Annotated in this window: 15 protein-coding genes; 14 read left to right on the top strand and 1 reads right to left on the bottom strand. The window is 68.1% G+C overall.

What is annotated here, in order from left to right; all coding sequences use genetic code 11:
* On the bottom strand, positions 1-550 hold a 550-nt coding region (locus C4313_RS04630), incomplete at its 3' end, for a DUF5666 domain-containing protein (RefSeq protein WP_352428702.1).
* A 160-nt stretch (positions 551-710) separates the two neighbouring features.
* On the opposite strand from C4313_RS04630, the gene sufU reads away from it, so the two are divergent.
* From sufU to C4313_RS11675, 14 genes are all read left to right on the top strand, one after another.
* Entirely contained in the window at positions 711-1,103 is a 393-nt protein-coding gene (gene sufU, locus C4313_RS04625; RefSeq protein WP_352428701.1) for a Fe-S cluster assembly sulfur transfer protein SufU, read from the top strand.
* 321 nt (positions 1,104-1,424) lie between these two features.
* Positions 1,425-2,135, top strand: a complete 711-nt coding sequence (locus C4313_RS04620) for an MIP/aquaporin family protein (RefSeq protein ID WP_352428700.1) — start codon at positions 1,425-1,427, stop codon at positions 2,133-2,135.
* A gap of 78 nt (positions 2,136-2,213) precedes the next feature.
* Entirely contained in the window at positions 2,214-3,215 is a 1,002-nt protein-coding gene (gene dhaK, locus C4313_RS04615) for a dihydroxyacetone kinase subunit DhaK (protein WP_352428738.1), read from the top strand.
* 57 nt (positions 3,216-3,272) lie between these two features.
* The gene (gene dhaL, locus C4313_RS04610) at positions 3,273-3,911 is read left to right on the top strand and encodes a dihydroxyacetone kinase subunit DhaL (RefSeq protein ID WP_352428699.1); all 639 of its coding nucleotides are present in this window, start codon (positions 3,273-3,275) and stop codon (positions 3,909-3,911) included.
* Positions 3,912-3,989: 78 nt separating this feature from the next.
* Positions 3,990-5,507 carry a glycerol kinase GlpK gene (gene glpK / locus C4313_RS04605; protein ID WP_352428698.1) on the top strand — a complete coding sequence of 506 codons (1,518 nt, stop codon included), beginning with the start codon at positions 3,990-3,992 and terminating at the stop codon, positions 5,505-5,507.
* 96 nt (positions 5,508-5,603) lie between these two features.
* Positions 5,604-6,764: an FAD-dependent oxidoreductase gene (locus tag C4313_RS04600; protein WP_352428697.1), complete on the top strand. Its 1,161-nt coding sequence runs from the start codon at positions 5,604-5,606 to the stop codon at positions 6,762-6,764.
* A gap of 18 nt (positions 6,765-6,782) precedes the next feature.
* On the top strand, positions 6,783-7,502 hold the full coding sequence (locus C4313_RS04595; protein ID WP_352428696.1) for a succinate dehydrogenase/fumarate reductase iron-sulfur subunit: 720 nt from the start codon (positions 6,783-6,785) through the stop codon (positions 7,500-7,502).
* Positions 7,499-7,888 (top strand): succinate dehydrogenase/fumarate reductase transmembrane subunit, encoded by a 390-nt coding sequence (locus C4313_RS04590; RefSeq protein ID WP_352428695.1) that lies wholly within the window; start codon positions 7,499-7,501, stop codon positions 7,886-7,888. The genes C4313_RS04595 and C4313_RS04590 overlap by 4 nt, the downstream gene beginning before the upstream one ends.
* Positions 7,889-7,910: 22 nt before the next feature.
* Positions 7,911-8,240: a succinate dehydrogenase/fumarate reductase transmembrane subunit gene (locus C4313_RS04585; protein WP_352428694.1), complete on the top strand. Its 330-nt coding sequence runs from the start codon at positions 7,911-7,913 to the stop codon at positions 8,238-8,240.
* Positions 8,213-8,896 (top strand): class I SAM-dependent methyltransferase, encoded by a 684-nt coding sequence (locus C4313_RS04580; protein WP_352428693.1) that lies wholly within the window; start codon positions 8,213-8,215, stop codon positions 8,894-8,896. The genes C4313_RS04585 and C4313_RS04580 overlap by 28 nt, the downstream gene beginning before the upstream one ends.
* Positions 8,887-9,438 carry a type 1 glutamine amidotransferase domain-containing protein gene (locus tag C4313_RS04575; protein WP_352428692.1) on the top strand — a complete coding sequence of 184 codons (552 nt, stop codon included), beginning with the start codon at positions 8,887-8,889 and terminating at the stop codon, positions 9,436-9,438. The genes C4313_RS04580 and C4313_RS04575 overlap by 10 nt, the downstream gene beginning before the upstream one ends.
* 9 nt (positions 9,439-9,447) lie before the next feature.
* A complete protein-coding gene (gene dhaM / locus C4313_RS04570; RefSeq protein ID WP_352428691.1) occupies positions 9,448-9,855 on the top strand; it encodes a dihydroxyacetone kinase phosphoryl donor subunit DhaM in 408 nt (135 codons plus the stop codon).
* A gap of 23 nt (positions 9,856-9,878) precedes the next feature.
* Positions 9,879-10,160 (top strand): HPr family phosphocarrier protein, encoded by a 282-nt coding sequence (locus C4313_RS04565; RefSeq protein ID WP_352428737.1) that lies wholly within the window; start codon positions 9,879-9,881, stop codon positions 10,158-10,160.
* The coding region (locus tag C4313_RS11675) for a phosphoenolpyruvate-utilizing N-terminal domain-containing protein (protein WP_503012448.1) at positions 10,157-10,299 on the top strand (143 nt) is incomplete at its 3' end. The genes C4313_RS04565 and C4313_RS11675, both read left to right, overlap by 4 nt.

The raw sequence follows: 10,299 nt of genomic DNA, 5'->3' as shown, positions 1-10,299 counted from the left end.
GGGTGGGCTTGGGGGCCTTGACCTCGATTTCGCGGGCGAGGACGGTGCCGTTGGGCTGGAGGAAGCCCTCCACTTGGACGAAGGCGCCGACCTGGACGTTGCCTTCGATGTGGGTGGTGGTGGTGACGAGGACGGTGTGGCCGGCGATCTGGTAGCCCTCCGGCAGGATTGCCTCAACGGTTCCCTCGAATTCGATCCGGACGCCCGGACCGGGGGTGGGCGTCGGCAGGGGCGAGAGGGCCCTTCCCCCGACGGGGGCGGCCCCCTGGGGGCGGACAGACCGGGCGAGGAAGGCGCCGTTCACCATTTGCCCTTCGATCACCACCGACATCCCCGGCCGGATCTCCCCCTCCAGGACTGTCTGGCCGTTCAGGCGGATCTCCTGGCCGTTCACCCGAAGTCCGTTCGGCAGCACGGCCTCCACCGTCCCTTCCCAACGCACCCGACCGCCTTCCGTGGGGGCGGCGCCGGCGGGGGCGTTGGCGCAGCCGGCCGTGAGGCCGAACAGGAGGATGAACGCGCCCACGACGAACCATCGACGGGTTCCCATCCTCCACCTCCTTCACATCGGATCCGTCGTCGACCATGTCGGCGAGGGAGACCTCTCTGTTACGGGAGATCGGGAGGGGCGCTCTCAGGGGGCTTCAGGAAATAGAGGCCCGAGGCGGGTTATGGTAAGATGGAAAGGAAGCCAATCGCGTGAGGTGCCCATGGAAGATCTTTACCGCGAGATCATCCTGGATCATTACGAGAACCCCCGCAACTACGGGGTGCTTCCGGACCCCGACATCAGTTACGAGGACGACAACCCCCTGTGTGGGGATCGCATCCGGATCGATATGAAGATCCGGGATGGGCGTATCGTCGATGTGCGGTTTTCGGGCAAGGGATGCGCCATCAGCCAGGCCTCGGCCTCGATGCTGACGGAGCGCATCAAGGGGGCCACGGTTGAAGAGGCGCGGTCGTTAACCCGGGAGGACGTCCTGGCGATGTTGGGAATCCCCCTGGGTCCGGCCCGCATCAAATGCGCGTTGCTGGCTCTGAAAGTTCTCAAGGCCGGCCTCTACAGGCTCCCCAAGATCGATTGGGAAGAGCTGGACTGATCGTTTCCCCCCCGGCCCGGACCTTCCCCAGACGCTTCCATCTGAACAGCCCCGGAAAAGGCCCAGTGTGTTTCATGAAGAAACATTCCATACCAAAGGATGTTTCACTTTGAAACATATGCCTCGAAAGGGCATGCATGGGCCGGCCGATGGGGCTATGATGGGCTTCTAGGAGCATGTCTTTGAATTTTCCCTGCGAGGAGGTACACGGGGGAGGCACGGGGTTGCGGTGGGGGTTCGGTTTGCGGACGGCGAGGCCGTCCTGCCCATGCCGATCGGGTGCTGCCCATCCTGACCTGCCGGGACGAAAGGAGCGCAGCCATGGAGAAGTTCGTCGCGGAGATCGTCGGCACGATGATCCTGATCCTGTTGGGCGACGGCGTGGTGGCCAACGTCGTTCTGGGCAAGACCAAGGGGCAGGCCTCCGGGTGGATTGTGATTACCACTGGGTGGGCGATGGCGGTGGCCATGGCCGTGTATGCGGTGGGGCGCATCAGCGGCGCCCACATCAACCCGGCCGTGACCATTGCCCTGGCGGCGGTCGGCAAGTTCCCGTGGTCGGATGTCCCCCTTTACATCATCGGCCAGTTCATCGGGGCCTTCATCGGCGCGGTATTGGTCTGGCTGGCCTACTACTCGCACTTCGCCGAGACCGATAACCCGGCCCTCAAACTGGCTGTCTTCTCTACTGCCCCCAACATCCGCAGCTACGGCCTCAATCTCCTCACCGAGATCATCGGCACCTTCATGTTGGTCTTTGGGGTGCTGGCCATCGGGGCCAACAAACTGGCGGATGGCTTGGCGCCTTTGCTGGTGGCCTTTTTGGTGTGGGCCATCGGCCTCTCCCTGGGCGGGCCCACCGGCTACGCCATCAACCCGGCTCGCGACCTGGGGCCGCGCATCGCCCATGCGGTGCTCCCCATCCCGGGCAAGGGCGACTCCGATTGGGGCTACGCTTGGGTCCCGGTGGTCGGCCCCATCATCGGCGGCCTGATCGGTGCCTTCGTCTTCACAGCCCTCTTCCCGGCTTGAGACGGTCGGTGGTGTGGATCCCTGCAGGGGAAGGGCCCCTTGGGCCCTTCCCCCGATCTCAGGAGGGCGACCATGGCGATGAAGAAATTGATCAACGATCCGGCGAACGTGGTCCCGGAGGCTTTGGAGGGGATGGCCAAAGCCCATCCCGATTTGATCAAGGTGCATTTCAACCCCAACTTCGTTTACCGGGCCGACGCCCCGCGGCCGGGCAAGGTGGCGGTGATCTCGGGCGGGGGCAGCGGCCACGAGCCCATGCACGTGGGCTTCGTCGGCTATGGGATGCTGGACGCCGCCTGCCCCGGTGCGGTGTTCACCTCGCCCACTCCTGACCAGATGTATGAGGCGGCCAAGGCGGTGCACGGCGGCGCCGGCATCTTGATGATCGTTAAGAACTACGCCGGCGACGTGATGAACTTCGACATGGCCGCGGACCTGTTGCGCGGGGAGGGATTCCAGGTGGAGAGCGTGCTCATCGCCGACGACGTGGCGGTGGAGAGCAGCCTGTACTCCCAGGGCCGCCGAGGGACGGGGACCACGGTGCTGGCGGAGAAGGTCCTGGGGGCCGCGGCCGAGCGCGGCTACGACCTGCAGCGCCTGGCGGCCCTGGGGCGCCGGGTGGCGGAGAACGGCCGCTCCATGGGCATGGCCCTGACCTCCTGTATCGTCCCCCACGTGGGCAAGCCGACCTTCGATCTGGGGCCTGACGAGATGGAGATCGGCATCGGCATCCACGGGGAGCCAGGTCGCTACCGGGAGCCCCTCAAGAGGGCCGACGAGATCGTGGAGCGCCTGATGGAGCCCATCCTCAAGGACCTGCCCTTCAAGGCCGGCGACCGGGTGATCTGCATGGTCAACTCCATGGGCGGCACCCCGCTGAGCGAGCTCTACATCGTCTATCGCAAGGTGGCTGAGATCTGCGAGAAGAACGGGATCCAGATTGTCCGCAACCTGGTCGGCGCCTACATCACATCCCTGGAGATGGCGGGGACCTCCATCACGTTGCTCCGGGCCGACGACGAGATGCTGGAGCTGTGGGACCACCCGGTCAAGACCCCGGCGCTGCGCTGGGGGATGTGATGAGGGTCTGAGGGACAGGCTGCCCCCGCCGCTGCAAACCGAAGAGGTGGAACACGGATGCCGGTGACGCGAGAGGATGTGGTGGCCTGGCTGGAGCGCTGCGCCGCTGTGATCGAGGAGAACCGGGATTACCTGACACAGTTGGACGCGGCCATTGGGGACGCGGATCACGGGGTCAACATGGATCGGGGTTTCAAGGCCTTCATGGCGCGCCTCCCCTCTGTTGCCGACAAAGACATCGGCACCATCCTGAAGACCCTGGGGATGACCCTGGTGGCCACGGTCGGCGGCGCCGGCGGACCCCTCTACGGCACCTTCTTCATGCAGATGGGTGTGAAGACGGCCAACAAACTGCTGCTGACCCCGGAGGACTGGGCCGAGGCCCTGGAGGCAGCCATCAACGGCGTGATCGCCCGAGGTCAGGCCCGTCCCGGCGACAAAACGATGGTGGACGCCCTGCTCCCGGCCCTGGAGACCTTTCGGGAGGCCCTCCGTAACAGCATCCCCTTCGGCCAGGCCCTGCGCCGCATGGCCGAGGCGGCGGAGGCGGGGATGAAAGCCACCATCCCGATGGTGGCCCGCAAGGGCCGGGCCAGTTACCTGGGCGAGCGCTCGGCCGGCCATCAGGATCCGGGTGCTACTTCCTCTTATCTGATCCTGAAGGCCGCCGCGGAGGTGTGGGCGAACGCGACCTGAGGGCCCGGGTGCGGGCGAGGCGAGGAACGATTGGGCGAGGCTGCAAGCCCTCAAACAGCCCAAAGAGGAGGTGTTGCCATGGCGGCCAAGTATGTGATGGCCATCGACCAGGGGACCACCAGCACGCGGGCGATGATCTTCGATCGCGAGAGCAACGTCGTCGCCTGGGACCAGAAGGAGCACGAGCAGATCTACCCGCAGCCGGGCTGGGTGGAGCACAATCCGATGGAGATCTGGGAGCGGACCCAAGGGGTGGTGCGGAACGCTATGGCCAAGGCGGGCATCACCGGGTTCGACGTCGCCGCCATCGGGGTGACCAACCAGCGCGAAACCACCGTCGTCTGGAACAAGCGCACCGGCAAGCCCTACTACAACGCCATCGTCTGGCAGGACACCCGCACCGCCCCCATCTGCGCCCAGTTGCAGCGGGAGGGCTACGAGGCGATGTATCGGGAGAAGACCGGCCTCCCCATCGCCACTTATTTCTCCGGCCCCAAGCTCCAGTGGATCCTGGACAATGTCCCCGGCGTCCGGGAGGATGCAGAGAAGGGAGAAGCCCTCTTCGGCAACATCGACACCTGGCTGATCTGGTGGCTGACGGGCGGCCCGGACGGCGGCGCCCACGTCACCGACGTCTCCAACGCCAGCCGCACGATGCTGATGAACCTGCGCACCCTGGATTGGGACGCTGAGATCCTCCAGATCCATCGCATCCCGCGCCAGATGCTGCCCCGGATCCGCCCCTCCTCGGATCCCCAACTCTACGGCAAGACGCCCCAGGCAGGCCTCTTCGGGGCCGAGGTGCCTGTGTGCGGTGACCTGGGCGACCAGCAGGCGGCCCTGGTCGGGCAGGCCGGCCTGGATGTGGGGATGGCCAAGAACACCTACGGCACCGGCTGCTTCCTGTTGTTGAACACCGGCACCCAGATCGTCCCCTCCAAGAGCGGCCTGCTGACCACGGTGGCGTATCAGTTTGGGAACAGCCCGTGCGTCTACGCCCTGGAGGGCTCCATCGCCATCACCGGCGCCCTGGTTCAGTGGATGCGGGACAACCTGGGGTTGATCTCCCGCTCCGCTGAGATCGAGGACCTGGCCCGCACGGTGGAGGACAACGGGGGCATCTACTTCGTGCCCTTCTTCTCCGGCGCCTTCGCCCCCTACTGGCGGCTGGATGCCCGCGGGGTGATCGTCGGCCTCACCCGCTACATTAACAAGGGGCATCTGGCCCGCGCCGTCCTGGAGGCCACGGCGTATCAGACGCGGGATGTCTTCGACGCCATGTATGCCGACTCCGGGATCAAACTGGCGGAGCTCCGGGTGGATGGCGGGATGGTCTACAACGAGTTGCTGATGCAGTTCCAGGCCGACATCCTGGGGGTGCCGGTGGTGCGGCCGGTGATCGCCGAGACCACCTCCCTGGGGGCGGCCTATGCTGCCGGGATGGCGGTGGGCTTCTGGAGCGGTCCGAATCAGATCCGTAAATATTGGAAGGAGGACAAGCGCTGGCTGCCCCAGATGGACCCACAGACCCGCGAGCGGCTCTACGCCGGCTGGAAGAAGGCGGTGGAGCGCTCCTTCGGCTGGGTCGAGTTGTAAGGGGGCCCGAGGGCCGGCCTTCCGCGATCCGAGGGGTGGCGGAGGGCTGGCCCCGATCTCCTCTCGGCCCCTCGGCAGCATGGTAGGGGGATAGCGATGAGCGCCCACGTGGTGGTGATCGGTGCCGGGTCCACCGGCGCCGCCACCGCCCACGACCTGGCCCTCCGGGGTTTCCGGGTCACGGTGGTGGAGCGAGGAGAGGTCGCCTCGGGGACCTCGGGGCGGAACCATTGTCTGTTGCACTCCGGCGGGCGGTATGCGATGAAGGACCCCGAGTCCGCCCGCGAGTGCATCGTTGAGAACATGATCCTGCGGCGCCTCATGCCCGAGGCCCTGGAATGCAACGACGGGCTCTTCGTGGCCCTGGACGAGCGGGACCTTTCCTTCAAGGAGCAGTTCCTGGCCGCGTGCGCCGAGTGCGGCATCCCCGCCCGCGAGATCCCCGTCGGCCAGGCGCTGGCCCTGGAGCCCCATCTGAACCCCGGGATCCTAGCGGCCGTCCAGGTGCCCGATGGGGTGTTCGAGCCCTTCCGGTTCTGTCTCTCTTTCTTGGCCACCGCCAAGCGGAACGGTGCCGTGGTCCTCACCTACACCGAGGTGGTGGACATGGTCTTCCAGGGCCGGACAGTGTCCGGGGTCCGGGTGCGGGATCGCCGGACGGGCGAGGAACGGGTCATCGGTGCGGACATCGTGGTGAACGCGGCGGGGCCGTGGGCCGGGAGGATCGCCGCCATGGCTGGGGTGGACGTCCCGGTGGTCCCGACGGCCGGGGTGATGATCTCGGTGGGGCGCCGCTGGAACCGGATGGTGATCAACCGCCTGAACCTGCCCGGCGATGGCGACATCATCGTCCCCCAGCGGCGCACGGCCATCATCGGGACCACCTCGTGGCGGGTGGAGGATCCGGATTTCATCCCCATCCCGGAGGACCACGTCCGGTTGCTTCTGGAGAGCGCCGAGCGCTTCATCCCCGGCTACACCCGGGGTGGGATCCGTGGGGTGTTCGCCGTGGCCCGGCCCCTAGTGGGGCGGCGCGGGGTGGCCGCCGACGGCCGCGAGCTCTCGCGGACCTTCGAGTGCTTTGATCACGCCGTCGACGGCGTGGAGGGCTTCGTCACCATCACCGGCGGGAAGATGACCACGGCCCGGGCCATGGCGGAGAAAACCGTGGACGTGGTGTGCGCCAAGTTGGGCCTGGAGATCCCATGCCGGACCCACGAGGTGCCCCTGCTCTCCTACCGGGCCTTTTATGACTAACCGTGGAGGGACCCGCGGATGCCTACGTGGTCGCTCCGTCTCCTGCGGGGACGCCCCGGGAGCCCCCCCCGTCTGGAGACCTACCGGGTGGCGCTCCCGGCGGAGGCCTACCTGATCGACGCGGTGGAGAAGATCTGGGCCGAGCAGGACCGCAGCCTTCTTTTCCGCCATGCTTGCCACCACGCCTCTTGCGGGGCCTGCGGCGTTCGGGTGAACGGGCGGGAGCGCCTGATGTGCATCACCCCGCTCAAGGAGTTCGATCCCGAACGTCCGGTGGTGGTGGAGCCGTTGGGCCATTTCCCCTGGCTGGGCGATCTCCTCGTCGACGTGACGCCGATGATGCGACGGATGTCGGCCGTCGGCTTCGCCATTGTCCGGCGAGACGAGTTGACCGCCGACCGCCCGCTTCCGGAAGGGGTGGAGCAGGCGGTGCGGTTCGAGGATTGCATCGAGTGTGGGCTGTGCCTCTCGGCCTGCCCGGTGATGGCCGCTGACGAAGCCTATCTGGGCCCGGCGGCCCTGGCAGCCGTCGAGCGCATGTTGGCGGAACCCCGGGGCGGGGAGGTTCTGCGCTGGATCGCCCTCGCCGATGATCCCCACGGGGCCTGGCGTTGTCATTCCGCCATGGAATGCACTGCCGTCTGCCCGTCGAACGTGGATCCAGCCTCGGCCATCGGGCGGCTGCGGCGGCGGCTGATCGCAGAGAAGGTGCGGCGCTGGATCGGAGGTGGGCGATGAGGGAGCGCTCCCGCTGGCGAGGGGCCCTCGGCTGGGCGGACTTGCGGGGGCGCCAGGAGGGCGGGCTGGCCTTCCTGTTGATGCGCCTGACCGGCATCGGCCTGGCGGTTTATCTGTTCCTTCACTTGTATGTCCTGCGCCTGCTGGCCCAGGGGCCGGAGGCCTGGGATGCCTTCATCGCCACGGCCAAGTCGCCCCTTTTCCTGGCGCTGGACGGGGTGCTCTTCCTGGGACTGCTGTATCACGCGCTGAACGGGGTCCGGGTGACGCTGCTGGGGCTGGGGATCGCCGTCCCCCACCAGGCCCGGTTGTTCTGGGGCGTGATGGCCCTGACCCTGCTGACAACCGGCATCGCCCTTTACGCCCTCTTCGTCTTGGTCGGGTGAGCCCAGACGCGCGAGGTGGGCGATGTGGATCTGGCAGGCCCTCACCGGGTTGTTGCTGCTGGTCCTGCTGGCCCTCCACATGGTCTTCAACCACTTCGTGGTGGAGGGCGGGTTGCGGACGTATCGGGATGTGGTGGCCTATCTCTCCCACCCGGCGGTGTTCGCGTGGGAGATCCTCATGCTGGTCGTGGTCACCGCCCACGCCCTGATGGGCGTGCGGGCGATCCTCCTCGACCTGGGGATCCGCCCCGCGGCGGACCGATGGGTGAAGCGGGGGCTGGCGGCGTTGGGGATCCTGATCGTCGGCTACGGGGTGTGGCTGTCGTGGCTGGTCCGGTCGCGGGGCCTTTAGGCGTCGATTGGGAGTCCCTGTGGGCCCCCTATGAGGAGGACGTTTACGCCTGGATCGTCGCCCGCATCCCCCCGGGCGAGCGGGTCCTGGAGATCGGCGCGGGAGATCTGCGGCTGGCTCTGCGGCTGGCCCGGGGAGGGGCCTGGGTGATCGCCGTGGAGCGCCAGTGGGCGCTGCTGGCCAAGGGCCTGGAGGCCCTGAGGATCTCCCCCTCCCGGCTGCGTTGGGAACAGCCGATATCCCTGGAGGACGGCCGGCTGACGGTGGTGTGGGCCGACGCCCGCACCTGGCCGTTCCCGCCGGTCACGTCGGCGATCCTGCTGATGCGGCACTGCTCGATCTTCGCCGAATACGTCCAGCGGCTCCGCGCGGCAGGCTGTCGGCGGCTGTTCACCAATGCCCGCTGGCGGATGGGCGTGGAGATGGTGGATCTGGGCCCGGCGGCTCCTTTTGAGGCGGCCCCCGTCGGTTGGTATGCTTGTCGGTGCGGGGCCATCGGCTTTCGGGAGGGCCCTCCGGAGGCCGTGGACGCCGCGACGCTGGAGCGGGTCTTCGAGGTCGAGGCCTGCCCGGCCTGCGGACCCCTTCCCCCCGCATGGGCAGCCGGGCGGGAGGCGGTGGATCTTTCCGCGGAGGTGGAGGCGCCATGCGCTTGAAGGGGAAGAAGGTCGCCATCCTGGTGGAAGAGGGCTTCGAGGACCTGGAGTTCTGGGTCCCGTTGATGCGGCTGCAGGAGGAAGGAGCCTCGGTGACGGTGGTGGGCCTGGAGGCCGGCCGGGTGGTCCGCAGCAAGAGCGGCGGGCTGACGGCGAAGGCCGACGTGGCCGCCGACCAGGTCTCGGCCGCCGACTTCGACGCGGTGGTGGTCCCCGGCGGCTGGGCGCCGGACAAACTGCGGCGCTCCGAGGCTGTCCTCCGGCTGGTGCGGGAGGCCTACCACCAAGGCAAGATCGTGGCCATGATCTGCCACGGCGGCCAGGTGGGCATCTCCGCCGGGATCGTGCGGGGGCATCGGGCCACCGGCAGCCTGGGCATCAAGGACGATCTGATCAACGCCGGGGCCATCTGGGTGGATGCCCCGGCCTTCCGGGAGGGCAACCTGGTGTGGGGGCGGGTGGTGCCGGACATCCCAGACTTCTGCCGGGAGCTGGTAGCCGCTCTGGTCGGCGAGCCCGCGGCGCAGCCTGCGACCCGGTGAGGGATGGCGATGGTCGCCCTGGTGATCGTGGCCCACAGCGCCAAACTGGCGGAGGGCGTGAAGGAACTGGCCGACCAGATGGTCCGGGGCCGGGTGCCGATCTTCGCTGCCGGCGGCTTGGACGAGCAGACCCTGGGGACCAGCGTGGAGCGGATCCGGCAGGCCCTGGAGGCCGCCCTGGCCCAGGCCGACGAGGTCCTGGTGTTGATGGACCTGGGGAGCGCGGTGATGGGCACTCAGATGGCCGTGGAGATGCTCCCGCCGGGGGACCGCGGCCGCGTCTGGCTGAGCCAGGCGCCGCTGGTGGAAGGGGCCATCGTCGCCGCGGTGGAGGCCTCCATCGGCAAGACGGCGGCGGAGGTGGCGGCCTCGGCAGCTGAGGCCGCCCGGATGCCCAAGGTCCCCCGAGGCGGGTGAGATCCCGAGCGGTCCCGTTGGCCATGGAGCGGGTGACGCTGACGTTGACGAACGCAGTGGGGTTGCACGCGCGGCCGGCAGCGCTCTTTGTGCAGATGGCCGCGCGGTTCCGTTCCACGATCACGGTCCGCAACGTGACCCGGGGGACGCCTCCAGTGAACGCCAAGGCGATCCTGGCCGTGCTCACGCTGGGAGCCGAGCACGGCCATGTGATCGAGATCACGGCGGAGGGGCCGGACGAGGGCGAGGCCATCGCCGCCCTGCGGGCGCTGGTGGAGTCCCGCTTCGGGGAGGATGGCGGATGAGCCGTCGCCTGCAGGGTCTCCCCGCCTCCCCGGGTGTCGCCGTCGGGCCGGCGTGGTGGTTCCGCCGGGCGGTAGCAACCCCGCGCCGCGTCCGGGTGGAGGATGCGCCGGCGGAGCGGGCCCGGCTGGCGGCGGCCCG

This window comes from Thermoflexus sp., assembly GCF_040289485.1.
Classification (GTDB): Bacteria; Chloroflexota; Anaerolineae; order Thermoflexales; family Thermoflexaceae; genus Thermoflexus.
Note: the sequence above shows the minus strand (reverse complement) of the source record. Positions and strands in the feature narration are given on the sequence as shown.

What these genes read in the sequence shown, in the direction of transcription:
- C4313_RS04620 (WP_352428700.1), top strand. Translation starts at nt 1,425, where the DNA reads ATGGAGAAGTTCGTCGCGGAGATCGTCGGCACGATGATCCTGATCCTG.
- dhaK (WP_352428738.1), top strand. Translation starts at nt 2,214, where the DNA reads ATGAAGAAATTGATCAACGATCCGGCGAACGTGGTCCCGGAGGCTTTG.
- C4313_RS04600 (WP_352428697.1), top strand. Translation starts at nt 5,604, where the DNA reads ATGAGCGCCCACGTGGTGGTGATCGGTGCCGGGTCCACCGGCGCCGCC.
- dhaM (WP_352428691.1), top strand. Translation starts at nt 9,448, where the DNA reads ATGGTCGCCCTGGTGATCGTGGCCCACAGCGCCAAACTGGCGGAGGGC.
- dhaL (WP_352428699.1), top strand. Translation starts at nt 3,273, where the DNA reads ATGCCGGTGACGCGAGAGGATGTGGTGGCCTGGCTGGAGCGCTGCGCC.
- C4313_RS04565 (WP_352428737.1), top strand. Translation starts at nt 9,879, where the DNA reads ATGGAGCGGGTGACGCTGACGTTGACGAACGCAGTGGGGTTGCACGCG.
- C4313_RS04575 (WP_352428692.1), top strand. Translation starts at nt 8,887, where the DNA reads ATGCGCTTGAAGGGGAAGAAGGTCGCCATCCTGGTGGAAGAGGGCTTC.
- glpK (WP_352428698.1), top strand. Translation starts at nt 3,990, where the DNA reads ATGGCGGCCAAGTATGTGATGGCCATCGACCAGGGGACCACCAGCACG.
- C4313_RS04595 (WP_352428696.1), top strand. Translation starts at nt 6,783, where the DNA reads ATGCCTACGTGGTCGCTCCGTCTCCTGCGGGGACGCCCCGGGAGCCCC.
- C4313_RS04585 (WP_352428694.1), top strand. Translation starts at nt 7,911, where the DNA reads ATGTGGATCTGGCAGGCCCTCACCGGGTTGTTGCTGCTGGTCCTGCTG.
- sufU (WP_352428701.1), top strand. Translation starts at nt 711, where the DNA reads ATGGAAGATCTTTACCGCGAGATCATCCTGGATCATTACGAGAACCCC.
- C4313_RS04590 (WP_352428695.1), top strand. Translation starts at nt 7,499, where the DNA reads ATGAGGGAGCGCTCCCGCTGGCGAGGGGCCCTCGGCTGGGCGGACTTG.